This is a genomic window from Microcoleus anatoxicus, assembly GCF_042465725.1.
GTDB lineage: Bacteria > Cyanobacteriota > Cyanobacteriia > Cyanobacteriales > Microcoleaceae > Microcoleus > Microcoleus anatoxicus.
Window position 1 is genome coordinate 6,568,303 of record NZ_CP120853.1, and the last position, 24,531, is coordinate 6,592,833.

Sequence of the window (24,531 nt, forward strand, 5' to 3'; positions counted from 1 at the left end):
GTTTGTTGATATAATATCTTCTCTGAGAATCGCACTAATAATTCCCCCGCAGCAAATAAGAGCGATCGCAACTTTAGGCAAAAACCAGCAAACCAGCTTAAGTGCGACTTTAGTTCAATGCCCGATTCTTCCTTTAGAAAGACGCATTCAACCAAAACGTTTCGTTACATTACCAACAAAGTAATGAGTTGCTGATTCCTATGAAAACCATTCCCGACCAAATTGCCGACATCAAAGAAAAACTGCCAGACCTTACTCCCACACCTCCCGGTTTAAAAGCCCAAGCATCCAGCCACGACCTCAAATCCCGTCTAGATTGGGGAGAACCCGGATTAACAATCATTGATGTGCGCGATCGTGAAAGCTTCGACAACAGCCACATTACCGGCGCCTTACCAATGCCGATCGACGAATTAGTAGAACTAGCAAAATCCAGCCTCGAAACCGTGCGCGACATCTACATCTACGGCGAAAACGACGCACAAACAGCCGAAGCAGCAGGTATTCTGCGCCAAGCAGGTTTCTTAAAAGTAGCCCAACTCCTAGGCGGAATTCCGGCATGGAAAGCCATAGACGGCCCCATCGATGGTGCTATGGAACACGAAAATCCCGGCCCCGATGCCTACAACGTTTTCTCTCGCCTACAACAGCACGCCAAAGCACAGAAAACTAACAAATAATCTCCGATCCCATGCCGAAACCCGACTTATTAAATAAGTCTGGTTTCGGAGTCACCTGGGGTCGATTTGTTCAATCTCAAATCTCCAATTTTAAATCGATTTAATTTTCCTTCCTGCCGTCCAAATATGCTTTAACTTCCTTCAAAACTTGTCGATTTCCATCAAAAGTAATCAAATTAATAGCTTCATCAAAAGCAATCCAAGCAGAATTTTGAACTTCTTCTACCTGCAAAACAACATCCATTGAATTGACAAAAGCCACAAAATAAGTCACACTCTTTTCAATTACCTCCCCTTGCTTAGCAAAGGCATAATGTTTCACAGAAGTGGGAGCAGCTTCCTGAACAAAAGAATAATATTCCACAAAACTAGGCTCCTCCACCACTTCATAATTACGGATGCCAGTTTCCTCTTCCAATTCCCGTTTAGCCGTTTCCAATGCAGATTCTCCAGGATCGGCATGACCTTTAGGAAACGCCCAATGTCCGGCTTGATGTTGAATTAATAAAAACAAAGTATCAGTTGCATTCACAAAAACTGGCACTATTCCAAAAGCTTCATCTTTCATGGTTTTTCTGTTTCCTATTACTAACTAATCCCAATCTTTTTTTCTTTAGTCCGCGCAGGCGGACTTCGTTTGTGTAGACGCGAATTCTATTCGCCGGGAATTTGTGTGTAGTTTTAACTAAAATTCCCACCCCAAGCGAGTAGGCTGTTCATAAATTCGTTTCAAAGTATTAATATCCTTGACAGAAATAGGTGGAGGATTCCTCACTTGAGCAAAATAAAGCACATCAGTTTCCATCAAACTATGACCCCAAATTCCCAAAGCATGACCAAACTCGTGACGCGCCACCGCAGCCATATATTTACCCACCTGATTCGGATTCAGATAAACCGAAAACCGATGAGATAACACTGTTTTATCGCCATCGTTGCGGGTGTATAATTCATAGACAGATTCTCCCGATCGCGATCGCAACAACCCTTGACGCAAAGGTGGAGCCTGAATTAAAATTTTAATATCAGCCACCTCGGAACTATCCACCACTACCAACGGCAAATAAACCCCCCATTCCCGAACAATACCCAACACAGCCTCAACCCATTCAAGAGAGCGATTGGTATTAACCGGAGGTTGCACATAAACCCGAATTGGAAATTTTGACCAAACCAAATGACCGACTTTCGGGGGCTTTATGCGATCGAAATAATCGCCACTATCAGTGGAATCTTGCCAATTAGCCAGTGTTGGTGGCAAAGAATGAACCTGTGGAGAGGGCCAACTATCGGGGAGAGGAGGAAGACCCGCAGCAGGAGCATTAACCTGAGTCAAAATTATCAGGCTAAAACAACATAAAGCGACTGAAAACAGTCTCCAAAATCTTCTGGTAACTTTCCACAACCACATTTTTGCAACCGCAGTTAAACCTCATATCTTGCACCCTTTTCAAGAACAGGCAAAATGCCTGTTCTACAAAGAATCAATGGGTGCATCTGTGTTTTGCAAATATATTCCTAGGATGCTCTAGCCCTTACAAAACCGGGATGCTCCCCAATCAATTTGATTGTGGCACGTACATCTGGCCCGTGAATTATTGCCTAATTTTATAACTTAGGAGTCAACCAACCAGCACTCAAAATCACCGTCAAACCTATAAAAACAATAGCCAAACCCCAAGTAATCCGATTCAGAGTAGTCTCAGCACTCTTGGTACTTGTAAACAATTGAGCTTGTCCTCCAATACCTCCAATGCCATCACCTTTAGGACTGTGCAGCAACACAAAAATCACAACTCCAAGAGCAGACAAAGACCAGATAACTTGTAAAACAGAAACAATATTCATAATTGTGAGTAATTGGTAATCGGTAATTGGTGACTTATTATCATATCAAATCCGGTCGATCGCCCGCAATTTATGTAGGGACATGGCAGTGCCCATTAGTGTCAAATTAAGGTAAAACCCATAGTCCGGCAGGGGTTTAAACCCCTGCCTCAAAGCGAAAGTCCTCTCAAGAGGACTGAAGAACTCATTAGTCCTATGCAAGAGGACTTTAGCTATTAGACAGGGAATTCATTCCCTGGCGGACTAGCGGGTGGGCGCAAGGACTGGCGGACTCACAGCTTAAGTTGACACTCCTTGGGCAGTGCCGTGTCCCTACTAGAGTCGGAGACGGCAGTGCCGTGTCCCTACTACAACCGGACTCGCACCGGAGAGCGATTAGCGCGAACTTCAAAATCAGCCGATCGAATCATAGAACGTCCTGTCATCTCAGAAGGCTGAGGCAATCTCAAAAACTCCAAAATCGTCGGTGCAATATCAGCCAAACAGCCATCTTCCCTCAAAGGAACATCCGTTCCGTGACCAGGAATCTTCAGACCTTCGCCTTCTACGAGAATAAACGGCACTGGGTTAGTAGTGTGAGCCGTCCAAGGATTTCCATCCTCATCAAACATCTGCTCAGCATTACCGTGGTCAGCGATAATAATTGCCGTTCCCCCAGCTTTGGTAACGCCAGTCACCAGCCTCCCCAAACATTTGTCCACAGTTTCGATCGCACTTACAGTGGCATTCATCATCCCCGTATGACCTACCATATCAGGGTTAGCGTAGTTAATCGCCACAAACGAATAAATACCCTTCTCAATCGCCGCCAGCGCCCCATCCGTCACCACGGCCGCCGACATTTCAGGTGCCTCATCGTAAGTCGCCACCATCGGACTCTGCACCATTTCCCGGTCTTCTCCCTCAAAAGGATCTTCTAGACCTCCATTAAAAAAATAAGTCACATGAGCATACTTTTCAGTTTCCGCCGTCCGCAACTGCCGCAAACCCTGTTTCGAGATCACCTCACCCAGAATATTGTTCAAATTCTGAGGTTCAAAAGCCACCAAAACTGAAGACAACTTCGGATCGTATTGAGTAAAACTAGCAAAGGTCAGCGGCTCAATTAACTGCCGTTCAAACCCTTTAAAATTTGGATCGACAAAGGCCTGAGTCAACTCTCTAGCCCTGTCCGGGCGAAAATTAAAGAAAATCAGCCCATCGCCGGATGCCACTGCTCCGGGCGCAATGCGGGTCGGGAGGGCAAACTCGTCCGTCACCCCTTCACCATAAGATGCCTGCAACAGGTCCACAGCCGATCGACCATCAGGTGCGCCCTCAGTCGTCATCACATCATAGGCACGTTGCACCCGATCCCAGCGCTTGTCACGATCCATCGCATAATAGCGACCGCTGAGAGTGGCTATTTTGCCAATCCCTACCTGTTGGATATAACCTTCTATTTTGGCCAGAGCTTCCACACCCTCTTTCGGAGTAGTATCGCGGCCGTCAGTAATGGCGTGAATGCAAACCTCAGAAATGCCTTGTGCTTTTGCCAATTTCAGCAAACCTACAATATGACTGAGATGGGAATGAACCCCACCTTCGGAACAAAGGCCAGTCAGGTGCAACTTCCCGCCCCTAGCTTGCACTTCCTCGCACAGCTTAACTAGAGCCGGATTGCTCAGCAAAGAACCATCTTCCACTGCATCCGATATCCGCACCAACTCTTGAGGGACTACCCTACCCGCACCCAGATTCAAGTGACCAACTTCGGAGTTGCCCATTTGCCCTTCGGGTAGGCCTACGGCTCTGCCAGAAGTGCGAATTAGAGTTCTGGGATAAGCGGCCCACAGACTGTCCATAACTGGTGTTTTTGCGGTGGCGATCGCATTTCCGTCTTTTTCTTCACGATAACCCCAGCCGTCTAGAATAATCAGCACTACAGGAGATACAGACGCTTGTGCCATGACAATACCCTATTTGTAAGTATAATTTCTCAGTTAATCAGTTAAGTAGACAGATATATACGGTGTGATTGTTCACCCGAAGCCAGGGGATAATTTTAGTTTTTTTCTTTTTTACGGAATGAAAATTTCATTCACTATTAAAACGGCAAGTTAACATAATTCACCTTCAGATGTCAAGACTATGGACCTCTCCAATAGTTATGATTGTGGGACTGGTCAAACAGCCAGTTCAAAACGGGCTTTTCTGGAGAAGTCTAGGGCTGTGAGGGGAAAAATTGCGGACTCAAGGCGCTGGGGGAACGGTGAGGATGGTGGGAATGACGCCTGGGAGAACTTGGCAATTGTGAAGCGATCGCATAACATCGAACACAGATAAACTAAAAGCGATAACAGGCTGTAATTGCAAAGCCTTGTTGGATCTTGTAATCAAGCATTTAGGGGCGATCGGCAATGCACAAACTTTTATATTTTGCAACTATAGGACTACTAGCTTTTGCGATCGGAGGCTGTGGTGACGGTGGGGGTGGCAACACAGCCAGCCCCAGCCCGACTCCTAGTGGAGCTTCTCCATCACCGTCAGCAGCAGCTAGCTCCACCCCAGGAACTCAGAATTTCCCGTCTCCAGTCGTAGCCGCTCAGCCTCCGGGCTTAATTCGATCGACCAACCCAGACCAACGGGCACAACAGAGTGCCACAGGGATTGGCGACAACAAGAGCCAGCCCAAAAACCCACCGGCCCCTGGTCAGCCCATACCGTCGGGAGCGTTGACACCAAATCCTGCTCAGATAGACCCCTTTGGGCCGCTGCCACCGATCGCAGTTCAAAACCCAGCCGGAGCTAATGTAGAAGTTGGTCAGATTGCCAATCCGTTCCCCAAACTGGCACAACGACAAGTTGCCCTGCTACCGAAACTACCAGAGTCATCGCCTCCCCCCAAAATAGAGCCGATCGCTCCAATTGTGAGTCGCAACAGTTCATCCAGGGGCGGTCAATCAGGCACTAGGATAGTAACAGCCTCCCAGACAGACCCTTCCCAATCAGGGGGCAATGGGTCGCAAATAGGCTCGCCACGCCAAATTCCGGGCCTCAATACTCCTCAAGTTGGCCGTCGCCCTGGACAGCCCGGTTTGCCAGGGGGCGAGGGGGCCCAAGTTGGCTCTCCACGCCAAATTCCGGGCCTCAATACTCCTCAAGTTGGCCCTCGCCCTGGACAGCCCGGTTTGCCAGGGGGCGAGGGGGCCCAAGTTGGCTCCCCCCGCCAAATTCCCGGCATAAATACTCCTCAATTTGGCTCTCGCCCTGGACAGCCCGGTTTGCCAGGGGGCGAGGGGGCCCAAGTTGGCTCCCCCCGCCCAGTTCCCGGCATAAATACTCCTCAACTAGGAACTCGTCTAAATCCAGCAACCACTACCGGTAGAAATCCCCGCCGTCCAGCAACCCTGCGCGCGCCCCAGCCCATTGCAGCTACACCCCTAGGAGTGCCGAATCTGCCAGCACTGCCAGTAGACAAGCGCCCACCCCAGTGGAGAGCGCCCAATCCTATTGCCAGAAGAGTTACTAGCACTCCTAGCCGTCCAGCACCCCCGCGCCCGCCCCAGCCCATTGCAGCTAGACCCCTAGGAGTGCCGAATCTGCCACCACTACCAGTAGACAAGCGCCCACCCCAGTGGATCGACCCCAATCCGCCTCCGGTCAAGCAAGTGCCTGCAATTCCTGCGCCTCCACCACCACCTTCTACTGACCTCGCTACAGGCACTGAAGTCAGCGGGGTGGTCAAAGTCGGAAACGAGACGCAAGTGATTGTCAGAGTACCGAATGAACCAACCAGTCGATATGTCAAAGTCGGCCAGCGGTTGTCTAACGGGCAAGTGTTGGTGAAGCGGGTTGATGTCAAGTCAGGAGCTGACCCGATCGTGATTCTGGAGGAAAACGGCGTTGAGGTAGCCAAAGCAGTTGGCGAAAAACCCCCAAGTCGCGAACAAAAACCCGCCAATGCAGTTATTGGCAGTTTGCCAAATCCTAATAGAGCGACGGGACGCTAACAATTGATTGTAAAGTGTAAAAAATGCTAAAGGCAAAAACTTTCTTTTTTGCCTTTTTGCATTTAGGGTTGTCAGCAGTTGCCAAAATACCTAGATTTACCTAGAAATAAAAGTTAATTCAAGGGTGGTCAGTAGATTTAAGATAGATGTTAATATATAAAAATCAAGTCAGGCGAACCCGACAACTATCGAACTAAATGACCAGCATCACTTACTGCAAAGCACTTTCTACACCGATAGATGAGTTGAACGCGATCGGTAAAACTCAGCTAGAAATGTTTTTGAGCGCTTACACACCAATATTTCACAAAGCAGTATGTGAAACTGTCAACTTTATGATGTTAGGAGAAGGATTTAACAAGTCATACTGGAACACGCACCTACAAAAAACTTACGGTATTAGCAAACGTCATGCCAATGGTGTAATCTCATCGGCTAAGGGTGCTGTTGATAGCGCCAAGGAGTGCCGTATTTCACACATAAAAACCTTACAAAATAAAGTTAAATCTTGTGAATCTTGGCTGAAAAAAGCTGAGAGAAAACTCAAATTAGCTCGGAAGTTTTACGCTAAAAATAACTGGCAAAATAGTAAAAGCGGTTGTGCATTTCCGTTATCTAGTGACCTAAAGTATAGACAAACTAACTGGCAAAACCTACGATTTCAGATACACAATAAAAAACGTAAGCTGACCAGGTATCGGCAAATATTAGCCGTCCTAAAATCAATCCCTGTGCGGGTTCGTGTCCCCAAGAATCAAGCCTTTATCGTGGGTTCCAAAGATGAATCTTATGGTAATCAAGTGTGTCAGTGGGATGGGGATAATTTAATAGTTAGAGTGCCAGCTTGTTTAGAATCTAAGTTTGGTAAAAATGTAGATTCGTATATTGGCGACTTCCCTCGCAATATTAACCGATTACCAGCTACGGGCGCTAAAACTTGGCACTTCTATTATAAATCTGGTAAATGGTGTGTTGCTGTTAGTTTCACGCCCTCCAATGTTGAGCAGGTATCGCGTTCTGTAGATTATGGCTGTATTGGTATCGACATGAATGCCGGCTCGATTGGTTGGGCGTATATTGATACCGAAGGTAACTTGAAAGCACGCGGTAAAATCCCACTACAAACTGGTTTACCCAAGGGTAAACAGCGAGCTCAAATTGTTAAAGCTTGCCTAGAATTATCGGCATTAGCTATCAAGTTTCAATGTCCAATAGTCTGCGAGGAATTAGACTTTACCAGCAAGAAAGAGCAACTTAGAGAACGTGGCAAGAAATATGCTCGGATGCTATCAGGTTGGGCTTATTCTGAGTTTTTTAAGTTGTTCAAGTCAATTATTTCTAACAGAGGTATTGAGCTTTTAACGGTCAATCCTGCTTATTCTAGTATTATTGGTTTAGTCAAATATCTGAGGATGTATGGTTTGGCTAGTGATGAAGCAGCGGCGTTAGTTATCGGCCGTAGGGGAATGAGATTGTCGGAAAAAATACCAGGCTCCTTAACCGCCTTTGTTGAGGTGAACTCAACAAAGCACGTTTGGAGCCTGTGGAATCAACTGAATAAAAAAATCAAGCAATCTGGAATAATAACTAATAGACATAGTTACTATTCTAACTCTAACAGGGATTTCCTGGGCAACCTTGACATTGAGGAAGCGTAAGCGATAGGAAAGAATGCTTAAGAAACTTAAACCGCTGAGTCTTGCTAGGTTTACCTAGATTTTTAAAAGCGGCTGATATCGAAGTTTGACAGTAAAATCAATATAGAGTTAGCGCTGCTGAAAAATCACCATTGGGGGTAACAACAGGATTAATCAATACCAGACTTTTCAGCAAGTCTTAGCTGCTCTAAAATTCCTATTACTATTACTCTGAAGTCAAAGGAGATTTTCCATGCTCGGTTCAATTCAAAAATTAGGGATCGTGATATTAGTTGCTTCTTACATCGGAGCTGCCACTAATCTCTTGAATCCCCAGCAGTCAATGGCTCAACCAAAACCCGATGCAAAACCAGAACAAGGCAAACGCCCTCCCGTCTGTCAAGGCAATCCTCCTACAGGGAGAGTTAAATGTAATTATGAGGGAGCAGACAACTACGAGGGAGATTTCGTCAACGGTCTGCCCGATGGTACCGGAGTTTATGTCTATGCTAATGGCGATCGCTACGAAGGACAATTTCGGAATGGAGTACCCAACGGCAGAGGGACATTTATTTTTAAAGATGATGGCCGTTACACAGGCATCTTCCAAGACGGCACGATGAGGTCTGGGACGGTGGTTTTTCCCAATGGGGAGCGCTACGTCGGAGAGTTCGGAGTTGTCAGAAATGTTCAAACTAATGTGATTAGCAGCCAACCTGCGGGCAGGGGTCAATTTTTTTATGCTAATGGCGATCGCTATGAAGGACTATTCTTTGCTGGCGCGCCCTTTGGACCTGGGGTATTGGTGCGGGCAGACGGCACTCGCTGTTCTGGCAGGTTTTTCAATCTCGCACTAGATGCTTCTGTTAGTTGCTCTTTCCCCAACGGTACGCGCTATGAAGGAGAATTGCGCAAGGGAGTACCTCACGGTGTCGGGACGATGATTGATGCCAGCGGCAGGCGCTTTCCGGGAGTATTTCGCAACGGCAAACCGGGATTGTCCTAAATCATAAATAGATGCCCAAAGGCAAGTTTTGACCCGAAATCGGACAAAGGACAAATGACAAAGCAAAATAATATCCAGAATCGCATAGGAGAAACTTGGTTAATGATTTCCCCTGTTAAAATCAGTCGAATCGGTCTATTAGTTGCATCTGTTTGGGGAATTAGTAGCTACCTGACTTATCCATTGCCATCAGTAGCGGAAACACCTGCTAAGGGTGGTCGCTGTGTCCCTGCGATCGCTACAGGTAGAGTTAGGTGCGATTACGACAGTGGCGACAGCTACATCGGAGACTTTGTTAACGGTTTGCCCGGTGGCACGGGGGTATACATCTACTCCAGCGGCGATCGCTATGAGGGGCAGTTTCGCCTTGGTCAGCCAAACGGTCGAGGACAATTTATCTTTAAGGATGATGCCCGCGTTGAGGGTATATTCCGAGATGGCAAAATTAGCACTGGAACAGCTATTTTTACGAATGGCGATCGCTACGTTGGGCCGTTTTCTCTCGATTGGAAAGTGGGTACGCCGACTGGACAGGGGCAATTCATTTTTGCTAATGGCGATCGATTTGTCGGTCAATTTTTGGGGGGTAAACCTTTAGGTGCCGGGGTGTTCACCCGCGCCGACGGTACCCGGTGTTCGGGACAATTTTTTAATCAAGAACTCGATGCTAGGGGTAGTTGTTCGTTCTCCAATGGTATCCGCTATGAGGGAGAATTTCGCAAGGGATTGCCTCACGGTAAAGGCACCATTATTGATAGCAGTGGCAAGCGCTTTCCGGGAGTGTTCAAGGAGGGGAAGCGGGTCGAACGTTAAAAATGGCAATAAGTGCGATCGTCCGGTATTAGGTAAGTCTACCTTAACTACCAAGTTACCCGATCGCGCCATCTCTCTAAAATCTTGTCCCCAATTCCCTGCACCCGCGCCACGTCGTCCACAGATGTGAAAGGTTGCTGTTTCCTCGCTGCTATAATCCTTTCGGCTAACTTCGGCCCAACTCCCGGCAAAGTCTCCAATTCTGCCTGACTCGCGGTATTCAAATTAACTAATTTTTTACCAGCAGCAATTGGAAGTTTGGCGGCGACATTTCCCGCCGTCACTGTTGAAGATTTGGATGCTAATGGTACTGATTCGCACTCTTTTTTCCTAGCATCAATTCTCTGCTTGATTCGGGGAGGAATTCCCAACATTGCACCTTTGTAAAGCCGATCGAACTCCCGCTCAAAATGGGCTGCAACTACCGGATTGTCGATCGCCAATAGCGTCTCATCATTCCCATGATTTGCAGCCTCACTCCAGTTATGAGAGCCTGTAATCACCGTACTTCCATCTACAACCCCAAATTTGTGGTGCAGGCGATCGCCCTTTGGTAACACAGGTACTCCCACCGTAGTTAGGGGTTGTTTCCAAGGGCGATTGTCCGCTTCCAACTGGCAATGTTCAATTAAAGTCGCCCCCATCATATCCAAACCTTCACTGTAAGGGCGATAAATAAAATTAGAGTCAATTAAAACTCGCACTGCAACTCCCCGCCTCGCCTCAATTTCCAGAGTATTTGCTAACCGCTGAGCCGAAAAAACAAACAGTGCCAAATCCACTGACTTTTTGGCACGTCCCAAAGTTTTATTAATTAAACTGTTAACACTTTTTTCCCATGGTAATGTCTTGGAAGTCGGCGAAAATTGCACCGCCACAGTCCCATTCCCTACTCGGATTTTTTGTACTTGACGAAAGGGCTTTTTAATGCCAAATTTACTGTCTGGTTTGCCTCCTGGTCCATCGCCCCACATGATGTTAAATTCTTGAGTAAATATTTGTGCTAATTCAGGATTTTTAATTTTTAATAAATTGTTAGCGTTGCCGCGGCTTTCTGCTGTTTTGAAATCACCATGTACATCGCTAGTTGTAAAATTAGCTGAAGTTACAATCACGGTTTTATTGTCAATAATCACAATTTTATGGTGCATCAAGCCGCTACCTTTAGAACCGTCAGCCCTATCATCTATTAAAGGAATACCCGCATTTTTGAGAATTAGCAAAGCATCATTTTCTTTGATTTCCTCGGCACTCAATTTCCCGTCTTTATTAGTATCGGCAAGTTGAACAAATTCCTGGTAGCGATCGCGCTCTCTTTCGGGTAATTTCCCTAACTCCGACGCGGAAAAATCGCTCCAAGGGCGACTATAGATATGTTCGACAATCAATCTCACTTTGATCCCAGAACGTTGGCGATCGGCTAAAACTCGCGCTATACCGGGCAAGCGAAACTCCTGCACCGCTACGTCTACCGTCGATTCAGCAGTGGCGATCGCCTCCGTGACCAACTTTTCCAAATCATCTCCAGGTCTAGTTTGCAGACGATAAGGCTCTGTATAACTGGAAGTGAGTGACTGATTGAAGTATACTTGCAACAAAGGGTCTTGAGGCAAGGGAGTCAGACTGGGAGAGGATTTAGGCAACTCTTGCTCTCGTTGTCCACAAGCAGCCAGACCGATTGTCAGTAACAAAAGCGAGCACAAACGCAGTAAAATATAAAAAAGTTTATCCACAAAAGTTTAAAAAATCTTGAGGTTATTTATCAGCTTACCGTTCAAATATATTCGATAATGTATGGTTAGAACCTATTAAATTTATGAAAGGGAATAGATTATACGTCTTTTAAGACTGCCTCGATGCCGGAAGCATCACTGGTAGGGTAGCAGCATTCAGGGGCGTGGATCGAACCCGATACTGCTGCTTTATGGCTAAAAGAAAAACACTTTTTCGGTGCGGTCACAAAGGATATGGTAAAACCTGTCATCGCTGTAGGCAAGAGTTTGCAGCACAGCAGCAGTGCGTCCAACTGCGGGAGGAAAAACAAACCAAAAAACAGGAAAGGGAGGCTTCATTTGCCAGAGATGTTATCGACCTCAGAGGTCTGCCAGATCATGTAGTGACTAAAGCACGATCGATTATAGCAGCTTTGGGCGAAAATAAAAATTACAGAGATTTCGGTGGCAAACGCCTGCGTCACAATCGTTTGATCGTGAGTATTCCTGTAACGCGCAACTACAGAATGCTCTGCGAAGATTGTGGGACATTCTTGATTCCCCAAAAAGTTTTGTCCCACGAAGACTATAATGTTTGTAAACCGGGAAGTTAGTTAAATAACCAACAAAAAATAACAAATAACCAATAACAAATAACCAATAACTAACCTATTTAAAGCCATGCAAATTTATCTCGACTATAGCGCCACGACTCCCACACGCCCAGAATCAATTGATGCGATGCAAAAAGCTATTGCTCAACAGTGGGGAAATCCTTCGAGTTTGCACGAGTGGGGACAAAGAGCCGCCACAGCTTTAGAATTAGCCAGAATGCAGGTAGCTAGCCTGATTAACGCTCTCCCTGAATCGATGATTTTTACTTCAGGTGGTACTGAAGCTGACAACTTAGCAATCATGGGAATTGCGCGTCTTTATACTACGCCACAGCACATAATTATCTCTAGCGTAGAGCATTCGGCAGTATCAGAAACCGCGCGACAACTTGAACAGTGGGGATGGGAAGTGACTCGCCTACAGGTGGATAAACTTGGGCGAGTTCACCCTTGGGATTTGCAGCAGTCAGTGCGATCGAATACAGTGTTAATTTCCATTATTTACGGACAAAGCGAAGTTGGCACGCTGCAACCAATTGAAGCATTAGGAAAGATCGCCCGCGATCGCGATATCCTGTTTCATACCGATGCAGTTCAAGTTGCTGGCAGATTACCTATCGATGTCCAGAAACTTCCCGTAGACTTGCTTTCCCTTTCCAGTCACAAGCTGTATGGGCCCCAAGGTGCGGGGGCGCTTTACGTGCGTCCTGGTGTAAAATTAGCGCCAATCTTGACTGGTGGTGGCCAAGAGTTGAAACTGCGTTCGGGGACGCAAGCAGTGCCGATAATTGTGGGTTTTGGGGTGGCGGCGGAATTGGCATCCCAGGAGATGGATGGGGAAACTGCAAGATTAATTGAATTGCGCGATCGCCTTTTTGACGGATTAGCCCACGTACCTAGTTTAGTACCAACTGGCGATCGATATTGTAGACTGCCACACCACGTCAGTTTTTGCATTGTTTCTCCCGACTGCGACCCAGGAAAAGTGACGGGAAAAACTTTAGTAAGACAGCTCAATTTGGCGGGAATTGGCATTAGTTCCGGTTCTGCTTGTAACAGCGGAAAACTAACTCCAAGTTCGATATTATTGGCAATGGGATATAGCAAAACAATGGCTATTTGCGGCATTCGGTTGAGTCTGGGACGGGAAACAACGGAAGCTGATATTGATTGGACGGCCAAGGCGATCGAGCAAATTTTGGAGAGATTAATTCCCAAAGTAGCATTATGTAAATAAGCTACCAATGACGTTGAAATCGTTTACAATGCTATATTATTACCAGCCAATTTGGGGAAACAGCAATGGTTACACAACTGCAATCTCCCGACAAATCAAATATAATCTACCCCGACGATAACGGAGAACCCATGTCAGACAATACTGAGCAATTTCGATTGATCGTCTGGATCAAGGAAAATTCAGAACTATTGTTTGCTAATGACCCAAATGTTTTTGTGGCCGGCGATTTGCTTTGGTATCCCGTTGAAGGAAATAATAAACTTTGCCAAGCACCCGATGTGATGGTAGTTTTTGGTACACCAAAAGGATATCGAGGTTCTTACCAACAATGGAAAGAAGATGGTATTGCGCCGCAAGTCGTGTTTGAAATTTGGTCGCCTGGAAATCGACCTGCTCCGATGATTCAAAAGTTCAAATTTTACGAACGTTATGGTGTGGAAGAATACTATTTGTACGACCCACAAAGCTTAGAATTGACAGGATGGCAACGTCAACAAGAACAATTAGAAGCGATCGAACAAATAGACGGTTGGATCAGTCCCAGACTGGGCGTGCGGTTCCAGTTATCTGACAAGGGACTCGAAATGTTTGACCCGTCGGGAGAACCATTTATGAGTTTTGTGGAACTGGCTCAATTGCGGCGAGAAGCCCAAGCACGGGCTATCGAAGCAGAGCAACTGCGACAGCAAGCAGAGCAACTGCGACAGCAAGCAGAGCAACGCGCCACTGATACAGAAGCTTTGTTGGAACAAGAACGATCGCGATCGCAAGCTTTAGAATCAAGACTCCGAGAAATGGGAATCGATCCAAATCAATTATGATGGGGCGATTGAAATCGCCGACTCCATTCTTTCTGCACATAACCAAAGAAACCGGGTTTTTTCCAGAATTTTCGCCTGTAACCAAGTCTGTCGCAAAAACCCGGTTTTTCGTCACCGACCAATCATGATAAAATACATTCCGGTGTTATTGACAACTCCCCACAATGGAAGAAAACCGCGCCCAATCCTATCTCCAATTAATTCACAGCTTGCTGAATTGCCCCAACGGAGACGAACCGCAGATATTACAGGATAATTCAGAATTGTTGGATCGCGGATTTCTGGAAACTTGCAAGTTAGTAGCATCAACCTTGGCTCAACAAGGAGGGGAAAATGGTGCTAAATTTCTGCGAAATCTGGCCCGTGAGCTAGGGCAATTCATGGATCTGAATGATGACGGAAATAGCAATAACTCTGAAGTGGAAAATTTTCAAGAATATGCAAACTTCTTCCTAGAATTATTGCAAGCAGAACAAGCTAGCAATAGCGATAGTGCAGTAATTTTTCCGATGCTAGCTCAACGGCAACATCTGCTGAATGACTGTTTTGCCCGGACTTTAGAGCAAGTTTCTTCTAAGTTACTTGACGGTGAAAATTCAGAAACAATTAGCTCAATTATTTGCCTAATTGAAAGTTTGAGTGGTCATATTAGTGAGTTTAGCAGCGGTAATAAAGAGAAGAATATGGAAATTGCCATTACTGGTTATCAAATAGTTTTAAATAATCGGGAACCGGGTAGCGAAAAGTTTGCTCAAACTCAACAGAATCTGGCTACTGCTTACAGTAACAGAACTAATGGTTCGCCGGCTTGACTCAACCCTCGCCCAAGTTCCTAGGCTGACTAAGAGATTATTTAGAAGTGCTGAAATCCTCGATCGAGCTTTAATACAACATCAGGATAAATACCACTGCTATCAGTCAACCAGATATCCGTGCTATCTGTAGTCATTCCCACAATCGCGGCCCCATTTCCGATTTTTTCTACCAATAACTCAGCTTGCACCAGTGGCAAAAACAGCACTAACTCAAAGTCTTCCCCGCCGTACAATGCCCATTCTAAAGCTGTTTCAGTTGATATAAGTTCGCTGAAAATATGGGGAATTGGTATTTTGGGGCGATCGACTTTTGCGCCAACACCGCTAGCCAGACAAATTTGAATAATCGCATCTGCTAAACCATCGCTACTGTCCATTCCGGCGATCGCAATTGGGGAATTAACCCCCCCCGGCCCCCCCTTGCTAAGGGGGGGAGAATTTAGATCCTCATTCATCAGCGTGGGAGAATTAACCCCCCCCGGCCCCCCCTTGCTAAGGGGGGGAGAATTTAGATCCTCATTCATCAGCGTGGGAGAATTAACCCCCCCCGGTCCCCCCTTGCTAAGGGGGGGAGAATTCAAATCCTCATTCATCAGCGTGGGAGAATTAACCCCCCCCGGTCCCCCCTTGCTAAGGGGGGGAGAATTCAAATCCTCATTCATCAGCGTGGGAGAATTAACCCCCCCCGGCCCCCCCTTGCTAAGGGGGGGAGAATTCAAATCCTCATTCATCAGCGTGGGAGAATTAACCCCCCCCGGTCCCCCCTTGCTAAGGGGGGGAGAATTCAAATCCTCATTCATCAGCGTGGGAGAATTAACCCCCCCCGGTCCCCCCTTGCTAAGGGGGGGAGAATTCAAATCCTCATTCATCAGCGTGGGAGAATTAACCCCCCCCGGCCCCCCCTTGCTAAGGGGGGGAGAATTCAAATCCTCATTCATCAGCGTGGGAGAATTAACCCCCCCCGACCCCCCCTTGCTAAGGGGGGGAGAATTCAAATCCTCATTCATCAGCGTGGGAGAATTAACCCCCCCCGACCCCCCCTTGCTAAGGGGGGGAGAATTCAAATCCTCATTCATCAGCGTGGGAGAATTAACCCCCCCCGACCCCCCCTTGCTAAGGGGGGGAGAATTCAAATCCTCATTCATCAGCGTGGGAGAATTAACCCCCCCCGGCCCCCCCTTGCTAAGGGGGGGAGAATTCAAATCCGGCTTCCCCCCCTTACTAAGGGGGGGACTGAGGGGGGGTTCCATCCCATCTTCACAACCCAAGATTTCCCAAAGCACAGGCAAAACATCCAGCCGCGGTTGAGGGCGCTGGTGGGCTAGAATCAAAGTAGCCCGATCGCCCTGTTCCAGATTTTGCCCAAATTCAGGATTCAACAGCAACTCCAATCCAGCGCGAGAGGCCCCGTGAACACCCGTAGCCACAATTGCCCAGCCCGATCGCGCCTGTGACCTACTAATGATACGATCGCGCTCAACCTCCCCAAAAGCCGTAATCGCCACAGTCACAACGGGCGATCGCACCACATCCCCTCCGGCGATCGGCGTCTGATACACTTGCAAACAAGCCGTCATCCCCCGATAAAACTCTTCCACCCACAGCACAGCCGTATCCGCCGCCACAGCCAGGGCTACTGTCACCCCCAGAGGTCTTGCTCCCATCGCTGCCAGATCCGACAAATTCGCGGCTGCCGCGCGCCATCCTGCATCATAGGGGCTGGTAGTGCGATCGCTAAAATGCACTCCATCCACCAACATATCCGTCGTCACAGCCAGAGATTGGTTGGGACTTGTCACCATCACAGCGCAATCATCACCAACTATCTCTGGGGGGCAAAATTTTTGCAATATTTTTAAAAGACCTTGTTCTCCGATATCTTTAATGACCATAATTTTTAATTCATCCCAGAGGGAAGAGAGCTTGTTATGGTTATGATGAGCGGCAAACAAAAATCTCGGTCAATCAATAAGTCTGAAACTATTGACTCACGAAGCCTTGAAAAGTATGGGGGTGGAGGGACTTGAACCCACACGACCGTTTCGGGTCAACGGATTTTAAGTCCGTAGCGTCTACCATTCCGCCACACCCCCTGATTTAAGTTACTGTAGCAGGATTATGCCCCCACAGACAACCACAGCTTTATACAATACAACCAAAACCCTATTTTACGCAACCCCTAATCGAAAATTTCTCAAAAACCGCGCTGCATCCCCCTAAGCGGTACAATAATCAATCAGTGTGTCCTAGGCGATCGCACCTATCTCACCTACCGCCTGTAATTATTCCGCTAAAGCAAATCTATGTATATTACCCTACTGCTATACGCCGTCTTGGCGGGAGCTTATCTCCTGGTAGTACCCGCAGCTACCTACGCCTATCTCAACAGCCGCTGGTACATTGCTACTTCTTTGGAGCGGGCGTTCATGTACTTCTTGATGTTCTTCTTTTTCCCAGGTATGTTTCTCCTAGCTCCATTTTTAAATTTTCGCCCCAAACGGCGGCAGATAGAAGCCTAAATGCGACGTATAGACGTAATTGCAATCACACTCGGTGTCTTTGTGGCTGGTGGGTTAGCCTACTTGTTGCTGCAATTTGCGGGACTCGACAGCACCAAGGCTGGTATCTGGAGTCAATTATTTTTGGTGGCCGGCTTAATTGGATGGCTGGCTACCTATTTATTTCGAGCTGTTACTCAAGGTATGACCTACAGTCAGCAACTGAAGGACTACAAAGAAGCAGTATTGCAGAAGCAGCTTGATGCACTGACTCCCGAAGAATTGGCAAAAATTCAAGCCGAAATTGAACAGGAAAAAAATAATTAGTTATTAGTTATTAGCGGCGCCCTTCGACTACGCGAGCGGGCGCGGTGCTGCCAATAACCAATAATCAATAACCACTGACTAATAACCAATAACTAATGACTATTTCTAATTGCTTTGAAAACCTGCGCCAAAAAAATCAGTGCGCTTTAATCCCTTTCATTACTGCTGGCGACCCAGACTTGGAGACAACGGCTAAAGCACTGCAAGTTTTGGATGACAACGGTGCTGATGCGATCGAACTTGGTGTTCCCTATTCTGACCCCCTGGCTGACGGGCCAGTCATTCAAGCTGCTGCTACCAGGGCTTTGCAGCACGGAACTCGCTTAGATGACGTGCTGGAAATGGTCGCCAAAGTTAGCCCTAATTTGCGATCGCCCATTATTCTGTTCACCTACTATAACCCGATTTTGTATCGAGGTATAGAAACTTTCTTGCAGCAAATCAAAAGTGCCGGAGTCCAGGGATTAGTAGTACCAGATTTGCCCTTAGAAGAAGCCGAAACCCTAATTCAACCAGCCAACAAATTAGGCATTGAACTCACATTATTAGTGGCTCCCACAAGTCCCAAAAGCCGCATAGAAGCTATTGCTAAGCAATCTCAAGGATTTATTTACTTAGTCAGCGTCACCGGTGTTACAGGAGTTCGGGATGGATTAGAAAAGCGAGCAAAAGAGTTACTGCAAGAACTGCGCAGCGTCACCGAAAAACCCATCGGCATCGGTTTTGGGATTTCGACACCGGAACACGCTCGTCAGGTGAAAGAATGGGGCGCAGATGCTGCGATTGTCGGCAGTGCTTTTGTCAAACGTTTAGCTGATGGCACTCCAGAACAGGGTTTAGAATCTATCGGCCAATTCTGCAAGAGTCTCAAAGTAGCAATTCAAAATACTTAGCAGCCTTGCCGATAATTTCTATCATTAGATAGATGCCGGAGTGCGATCGAGCTTGCCATAATTGCTCCCAAAGACATTGTTGTACTTGAGATAAAAGGTTTTCTTCCTTTAGGTTTCCGACCTGAAGGAAGGTTTTTTTTGAGATAACAAGGTGGGTAGTAATATCAATTCCGGTTGTATCGGAATGATTTAACCGCGAAGGCGCGAAGTACGCGAAGGCAGAGAAGAGAGAGTGGACGAAGAGGGTAGGCACGGTGGCACTACCCCTACAAAACCATGATTTGTCACCAGAATGAAACAGCCCTGGCCCTTGGGGGGTCCTTCTTCCTTCTTCCTGAAGCGGTTCCTGAGCGGAGTCGAAGGTCCTTCTTCCTTCTTCCTTCTTCCTTCTTCCTTCTTCCTTCACCCACTAAACAATTGAGAAATGTAACTTGAGATAGATAAACAAGTCCTATTTTTATTCGTATGCTGAAAGAGTATTGAAATTCCTGATTTTGTAATGGTAGCCATTTACCAAGCCACAGGCATTTCAATATATGAACCATAGTATAGTATGCAAGGAGCATTTTTTATGAACAGACTAACTGCGTTTATCAAAAAAATTCGATTTGGACAGTTGTTAACAGTGTTTATGGCGGGCATTTTAGTGTTCGTTAGCACTGCGTGTAGCGGCACGGATGTGATTGCAGGAAAGACTGCCGACAAACTTAGAGAAGAAGTTCCTTCCGAGGCTGTAACTTCTGAATATAAAGGTGGGCAGAACCAATATAGCGATGTCGATCCCAGAAATGCCAACATGACAAAAGTAGAAGCAAAAGCCAAGATGCTGAAGGATGAAGCACAGCGCCGCATCGATACTAAAGCTAGCAACAATGTGGGTGAAAATGTCCGACGGGTGGCCGATGAAGGCCCTGATAAACTCAAGGACATTGGCAACAAATTGAATGACGATGTTCGCAGTGCTCAGGAGAATTTAGATGAGTTTGGGAAAAACACCAAAAAAAACATGGCTAACCTTAAAGAAAATACTCGCGATGGTGTGAAGGGAGCAAAAGAAGTGGTTAAAGAGGCCACTGAAGGGGCAAAAGACAGAGTAGCAGAGGGTAAGGATGCCCTTCAATACAACCTCAAACAAGGCAGGGAAAATGTTAAAGATGCTTTGGAGACTGTAAAGTCTAATGCTGATGATGTCTCGGACAAGGTTAGCTCTAAAGTGAACCGAGATATTGATAGAACTCAGCGAGCTGCTGAAAGAGCGGTTGATGCGATCGACTAATCATATCAATTCTGATTGCACCATCAGGTGATTGTCGATGTTTATTTAGGGTAGATTGGGAAGACGATCGCCCACTTTCAACCCTAATTGGGCTGCCCTTCCTCCTCGGAGTTCCATCACTGCATCAACTGGAACATCCGGGCCGTAGTTGGGGCAGTTTTCAGTTAAACAGGGCGGCACATTGGGGATTATCGCCTGCACTACCCCTCCCCGCAAAAAAATCATATCCAGTTCAATAAATACATTTTTCATCCAAAAACGTACATTTCGCGCGGGTTCAATGGGAAACAACATTCCCCTGTCTTCGGGCAATTCTGTGCGAAACATCAGACCAATTTGTTGTTCTTGGGGAGTTTGGGCCACTTCCAAGCCGATCGCGCGATCGCCGATGTTAGTATTAACAGAAATTGGCAAAATCTGACCCACATCAATCCCCCCAAACAGCGATATAAAGTTGGATTGTGATAAATTAACTATTTCCGCAAAAGCTCCTAAATATTGGCCAGTATTTTTATTTTTTATCACAGTTTGGTTATCGGAAATAGAGATATCTAAGTCGCTAAACTTCATGCCATCTGTTAAGACAATTTTATCATTTCCGTTGCCAAAATCGGTAATTAAATCGGATCTATCTAGACTCGATGGAGCAGCGGTTATTTCCATCACAAATAAATCATCCCCCGCACCACCTGTCAAGATATCTTTGCCTTCACCACCGATTAGCAAATCTTGGCCCCGATCGCCATTAATTACATCATCTCCTTGTCCTCCATAGATGGTATCGGTTCCCTGGCCTCCCGCGAGGGTATCAGCGCCTTCATTTCCGGCGAGCCAATCATTTTCCCGATCGCCAAAAAGCAGGTCATTTCCCCCGAAACCTTGAATTGTGTCATTACCCGCCAATCCTCTAATCAGATCGCTGTTGGGACTTCCCAGCAGAAAATCAAAGCCGAAAGTACCTTCGATATTAGCCATTTTCTATTTAATAAAAGGAAGCTTTAGCGATGGGCATTCGCCAACCAGTACCAAAAGCGCGATCGCTAATTTTCAAACCCGGAGGCGCTTGTCGCCGTTTAAATTCCGCCTGTCTCACTAATTTTAGTATACGCGCCACCACCGCTTCATCGTGTCCCGCCGCCACAATTTGTTTCACAGATTCATGATTTTCGATCCATCGCTCCAAGATGTCATCCAAAATATCATAAGCAGGCAAAGAATCTTGGTCAATTTGTCCCGGTTTCAGTTCAGCACTAGGCGGTTTACTAATAATATTACCAGGAATTATCTCCTTCCCAAAGGGCGGGGACGGGGACGGAGAGGGCGGGCACGGAGGAGAGGGCGGGCACGGAGGAGAGGGCGGGCACGGGGGCACCGCCCCTACAGACTCGTTCCCAGGCTCTGCCTGGGAACGCAGATCTAGAGGCTCCGCCTCATCTTTTCCCTTCCCTATTCCCCCAGCATTCAGCCACTGACAAAGGGAATAAACGCGAGTTTTTGGCACATCAGAAATCACCGCCAATCCGCCATTCATATCGCCATAGAGAGTGCAGTAACCCACCGCCATTTCCGATTTATTGCCAGTAGAAAGCAGCAAATGGCCAAACTTATTAGAAATTGCCATCAACAGATTGCCACGAATTCGCGATTGAATATTTTCCTCAGCAATGCCAAAAGTGGTATCGACAAACAAATTAGCTAAAGTGCGATCGTAAGCTTTCATCAAATCAGCGATGGGCAACATTTCCATCCCAATACCCAAATTTTTAGCTAATTCCAAAGCATCATTCACCGAATGATCGGAACTATAGGGAGAAGGCATGAGAACGGCCAACACATTTTCCGGTCCGATCGCATAACTGGCAATTGCAGCCACCAAAGCCGAATCAATCCCCCCACTCAAGCCCAATACAACCTTAGAAAAACCACACTTGCGAACATAATCTCGTACCCCTAAAACCAAAGCAGCCCAAATTTCTGCATCCCCAACCTGCGGAGAAAAACTTAAAGGTGCGCCCTTAACTTCTGTAGGATTTTGCGAGGTAATGTCCACTAAATCCCGTTTAGCTTCGTCATATTCAATCACCCCAAAATCCGTTTCAAAAGAAGCTAGTACCTGAATTAATTCACCGTTTCTGTTGATACAAAAACTGCTACCATCAAAAATAATATCATCATTTCCCCCCACTTGATTAGCGTAAACAATAGGTATACCTGAGCGAATTACGCTATGTTGTAACATAGCCGATCGCACTCCCCGCTTTCCGGCAGCATAAGGCGATGCCGACAAATTCAACACTAAATCCACACCAGCTTTGACCAAATCCAAAAAAGGTTCACCGGCGTAACTGCGTTTCCCCCAAAACTCCTCATTATTCCACACATCCTCGCAGACTGTAATCCCAATTTTAATGTTACCTAATTTAAAAAAATCGCTTTGGCTTCCTGGTTCAAAATACCGATCTTCATCAAATACATCATAGGTAGGCAACAACCGTTTATTAAATACTTGTTGAACCCTGCCATTGACCAACAAAACAGCACAGTTAAACAAGGATTTTCCCCCTGCTTTCACAGCGTTAGGATTAGGAATAGCAGTGCCGACTATCACTGCCAACTCCCCTGGCAAATCCTGGGCTAATTGCTGCAACTTGTCCCCAGCCGCGGCAATAAAACTAGGGTTCATCAACAAATCTCGTGGTGGATAACCTATCAGAGAAAGTTCCGGTGTTAGCAATAGATTTGCTCCTTCACCCGCAGCCTTTTTTGCAGATTCCAGAATCAAGTTGGCATTGCCAAAAATATCACCAATTGTAGGATTTAGTTGTGCGATCGCAATTTTCATATTACCAAATTACCTAATCTAGAAGGAAGAAGAAAGAAGATCGATGTGAAGAAGGATTACTCACGAATCAGACTTGTAATGCTTCTTCTTCGCGAACTTCCAGAATATTCGCGCACTCATATGGGGCTTTCATCGCCTGTACTCCTGAATTTTTTATACTGTAATCTTACTAAATTTATCATCTAATGTCATCCTGTAAACAATTAAATAAACACCAGAGGTTTATCCTTTAAAGGGGCAAAAGCTTCCGGATCGAAGCGATACAAACTCGCAGGACGACCGGCACCCCGTGAAACTTTTACACCGGTATCACACAAAAAACCTAGTTTCAATAATCGGGCGCGAAAATTAGAATAATCTGAAAAAGTTTCCCCCAAAATAGTAGTATAAAGTTGATACAAATCGCTTAAAGTGAAAAGTTCCGGCAAGACTTCAAAAGCCACGGGACTATATTCCAGTTTATTCCGCAAGCGCCGGTATCCGTATTCGAGAATTTGATTGTGATCGAAGGCCAACTTAGGAACTTGTTCCACAGGATACCAAGCAATGCCACTGACACGGTGGCCGGCACCAGCCACCACACTCCCAGCAATCAATTCAGCTTCTTCCAAGCGAACTAAAGCAAAGTAACTGACAGAAAGATAACGATCGCCTCTGGTGAATTCCCTGGGATCGCGCCCCGGTTCTCCAAAAGTATACAATTGCTCCAAATACAAGTTTTTTACCCGAATTTTTTCCGACAAAATCCGATAAGCTGCATTCTCCAGAGATTCCCCGTGGCGCACCAAAGTACCCGGAAGACTCCAAAAGTCGATAAAAGGTTCGTCATGCCGCATTAATAACAGCACCAATAAGCGGTTCTGTAAAGTATCGACGGAGAAAATCACATTATCTACTCCGACTTTAAAGTCAGCTAATGAGCAACCTTCGCTCTTTTTTGTGCCTCGTGCCATGCGTATAAATTCTCCCTATTAATGTAATCTTCGATGGTCGGAGTCAGGGCTTCGGTGTCTCCTGTTTCCCGATAGGATGTTGAAGAAACATTGGGAGCATTCAAAGATGCGATCGCCACATCCGCACCCCTTCGTCTCAACTGCCACAAATCTAACTCTTGTGGTGGATAATTAGGTCGTGGGACTACTAGCAATTGCACTTGTTTTAACAAATCTTCAACTTGATACCAGCGAGGCAATTGTTCCACTAAATCTGAACCTATTACTAGGGTCAACTCGACATTTCCCCACATGGATTTTGCCCGTGCTACAGTTTCTAGCGTCCTCGGACTACTGAGTTCTGGATATAAACAAAGATTGTGCCGTGGGGAATTAATTTCTTGAATCATTAACAGCAGCATTGCCGATCGATGTTCCAGAGAAGTTTGGTGAGATTTAAAAGGATTGTCCGATGCCCAAACTGCTACCCAGTCAAAATGCTGAGCCAGCCAATTCAGGATAGTTTTGTGTCCGGCAGTAGGCGGATCGGCGCTGGTTCCAAACAAGGCAATTCTTTTCATGGGG

Annotated in this window: 23 protein-coding genes, 1 tRNA gene and 1 pseudogene; 14 read left to right on the forward strand and 11 right to left on the reverse strand. The window is 46.4% G+C overall.

Going from position 1 to position 24,531, the window contains the following annotated elements:
- Positions 1-200: 200 nt before the first annotated feature.
- Positions 201-680, forward strand: coding sequence for a rhodanese-like domain-containing protein (locus P2A85_RS28520; protein ID WP_377476826.1), 480 nt, complete (start codon positions 201-203; stop codon positions 678-680).
- A 100-nt stretch (positions 681-780) separates the two neighbouring features.
- Here the strand turns inward: P2A85_RS28520 and P2A85_RS28525 are convergent, their stop codons facing one another.
- The 4 genes from P2A85_RS28525 to gpmI form a co-directional block, all read right to left on the reverse strand.
- On the reverse strand, positions 781-1,248 hold the full coding sequence (locus P2A85_RS28525; RefSeq protein WP_377476827.1) for a bis(5'-nucleosyl)-tetraphosphatase: 468 nt from the start codon (positions 1,246-1,248) through the stop codon (positions 781-783).
- A gap of 117 nt (positions 1,249-1,365) precedes the next feature.
- Complete coding sequence (locus P2A85_RS28530; RefSeq protein ID WP_377476828.1) at positions 1,366-1,941, reverse strand: peptidase; 576 nt, start codon at positions 1,939-1,941, stop codon at positions 1,366-1,368.
- A 347-nt stretch (positions 1,942-2,288) separates the two neighbouring features.
- Complete coding sequence (gene secG, locus P2A85_RS28535; protein WP_341734261.1) at positions 2,289-2,528, reverse strand: preprotein translocase subunit SecG; 240 nt, start codon at positions 2,526-2,528, stop codon at positions 2,289-2,291.
- Between the two features lie 347 nt (positions 2,529-2,875).
- A complete protein-coding gene (gene gpmI / locus P2A85_RS28540; protein ID WP_377476829.1) occupies positions 2,876-4,477 on the reverse strand; it encodes a 2,3-bisphosphoglycerate-independent phosphoglycerate mutase in 1,602 nt (533 codons plus the stop codon).
- A gap of 181 nt (positions 4,478-4,658) precedes the next feature.
- On the opposite strand from gpmI, the gene P2A85_RS28545 reads away from it, so the two are divergent.
- The 5 genes from P2A85_RS28545 (at position 4,659) to P2A85_RS28565 (ending at position 9,976) form a co-directional block, all read left to right on the forward strand.
- On the forward strand, positions 4,659-4,853 hold the full coding sequence (locus tag P2A85_RS28545; RefSeq protein WP_377476830.1) for a hypothetical protein: 195 nt from the start codon (positions 4,659-4,661) through the stop codon (positions 4,851-4,853).
- 74 nt (positions 4,854-4,927) lie between these two features.
- Entirely contained in the window at positions 4,928-6,520 is a 1,593-nt protein-coding gene (locus P2A85_RS28550; protein WP_377476831.1) for a hypothetical protein, read from the forward strand.
- Positions 6,521-6,717: 197 nt separating this feature from the next.
- Entirely contained in the window at positions 6,718-8,178 is a 1,461-nt protein-coding gene (locus tag P2A85_RS28555; RefSeq protein ID WP_377476833.1) for a hypothetical protein, read from the forward strand.
- Positions 8,179-8,410: 232 nt separating this feature from the next.
- Complete coding sequence (locus P2A85_RS28560) at positions 8,411-9,163, forward strand: MORN repeat-containing protein (protein WP_377476835.1); 753 nt, start codon at positions 8,411-8,413, stop codon at positions 9,161-9,163.
- Between the two features lie 102 nt (positions 9,164-9,265).
- Positions 9,266-9,976: an MORN repeat-containing protein gene (locus P2A85_RS28565; protein WP_377481769.1), complete on the forward strand. Its 711-nt coding sequence runs from the start codon at positions 9,266-9,268 to the stop codon at positions 9,974-9,976.
- Positions 9,977-10,023: 47 nt separating this feature from the next.
- Here the strand turns inward: P2A85_RS28565 and P2A85_RS28570 are convergent, their stop codons facing one another.
- Positions 10,024-11,709 (reverse strand): DUF655 domain-containing protein, encoded by a 1,686-nt coding sequence (locus P2A85_RS28570; RefSeq protein WP_377476836.1) that lies wholly within the window; start codon positions 11,707-11,709, stop codon positions 10,024-10,026.
- Positions 11,710-11,900: 191 nt separating this feature from the next.
- On the opposite strand from P2A85_RS28570, the gene P2A85_RS28575 reads away from it, so the two are divergent.
- From P2A85_RS28575 to P2A85_RS28590, 4 genes are all read left to right on the forward strand, one after another.
- Entirely contained in the window at positions 11,901-12,302 is a 402-nt protein-coding gene (locus P2A85_RS28575; protein WP_377476837.1) for a hypothetical protein, read from the forward strand.
- Positions 12,303-12,369: 67 nt separating this feature from the next.
- On the forward strand, positions 12,370-13,539 hold the full coding sequence (locus P2A85_RS28580) for a cysteine desulfurase family protein (RefSeq protein ID WP_377476838.1): 1,170 nt from the start codon (positions 12,370-12,372) through the stop codon (positions 13,537-13,539).
- Positions 13,540-13,604: 65 nt separating this feature from the next.
- Complete coding sequence (locus P2A85_RS28585; RefSeq protein WP_377476839.1) at positions 13,605-14,363, forward strand: Uma2 family endonuclease; 759 nt, start codon at positions 13,605-13,607, stop codon at positions 14,361-14,363.
- 164 nt (positions 14,364-14,527) lie between these two features.
- Positions 14,528-15,175 (forward strand): hypothetical protein, encoded by a 648-nt coding sequence (locus P2A85_RS28590; RefSeq protein ID WP_377476840.1) that lies wholly within the window; start codon positions 14,528-14,530, stop codon positions 15,173-15,175.
- A gap of 1,268 nt (positions 15,176-16,443) precedes the next feature.
- Here the strand turns inward: P2A85_RS28590 and thiL are convergent.
- Positions 16,444-17,070: pseudogene (gene thiL / locus P2A85_RS28595) on the reverse strand (thiamine-phosphate kinase); the annotation flags it as partial.
- A 116-nt stretch (positions 17,071-17,186) separates the two neighbouring features.
- Positions 17,187-17,271 (reverse strand) — tRNA-Leu (locus P2A85_RS28600).
- Between the two features lie 210 nt (positions 17,272-17,481).
- Here P2A85_RS28600 and ndhL point away from each other — a divergent pair.
- The 4 genes from ndhL (at position 17,482) to P2A85_RS28620 (ending at position 20,172) form a co-directional block, all read left to right on the forward strand.
- A complete protein-coding gene (gene ndhL / locus P2A85_RS28605; protein ID WP_340522086.1) occupies positions 17,482-17,697 on the forward strand; it encodes an NAD(P)H-quinone oxidoreductase subunit L in 216 nt (71 codons plus the stop codon).
- A complete protein-coding gene (locus tag P2A85_RS28610; protein ID WP_377476842.1) occupies positions 17,698-18,003 on the forward strand; it encodes a DUF3007 family protein in 306 nt (101 codons plus the stop codon). It begins immediately after the preceding gene.
- Positions 18,004-18,098: 95 nt separating this feature from the next.
- A complete protein-coding gene (gene trpA / locus P2A85_RS28615) occupies positions 18,099-18,896 on the forward strand; it encodes a tryptophan synthase subunit alpha (protein ID WP_377476843.1) in 798 nt (265 codons plus the stop codon).
- Positions 18,897-19,467: 571 nt separating this feature from the next.
- Complete coding sequence (locus P2A85_RS28620; protein WP_377476844.1) at positions 19,468-20,172, forward strand: DUF6658 family protein; 705 nt, start codon at positions 19,468-19,470, stop codon at positions 20,170-20,172.
- A gap of 45 nt (positions 20,173-20,217) precedes the next feature.
- On the opposite strand, the gene P2A85_RS28625 is transcribed toward P2A85_RS28620, so the two are convergent.
- The 4 genes from P2A85_RS28625 to P2A85_RS28640 form a co-directional block, all read right to left on the reverse strand.
- A complete protein-coding gene (locus P2A85_RS28625; protein WP_377476846.1) occupies positions 20,218-21,147 on the reverse strand; it encodes a DUF192 domain-containing protein in 930 nt (309 codons plus the stop codon).
- Positions 21,148-21,154: 7 nt separating this feature from the next.
- Positions 21,155-23,014 carry an NAD+ synthase gene (locus P2A85_RS28630; protein ID WP_377476848.1) on the reverse strand — a complete coding sequence of 620 codons (1,860 nt, stop codon included), beginning with the start codon at positions 23,012-23,014 and terminating at the stop codon, positions 21,155-21,157.
- 203 nt (positions 23,015-23,217) lie between these two features.
- The gene (locus tag P2A85_RS28635) at positions 23,218-23,967 is read right to left on the reverse strand and encodes an NUDIX domain-containing protein (protein WP_377476849.1); all 750 of its coding nucleotides are present in this window, start codon (positions 23,965-23,967) and stop codon (positions 23,218-23,220) included.
- Entirely contained in the window at positions 23,928-24,527 is a 600-nt protein-coding gene (locus tag P2A85_RS28640) for a nicotinate-nucleotide adenylyltransferase (RefSeq protein WP_377476850.1), read from the reverse strand. The genes P2A85_RS28635 and P2A85_RS28640 overlap by 40 nt, the downstream gene beginning before the upstream one ends.
- Positions 24,528-24,531: the final 4 nt, after the last annotated feature.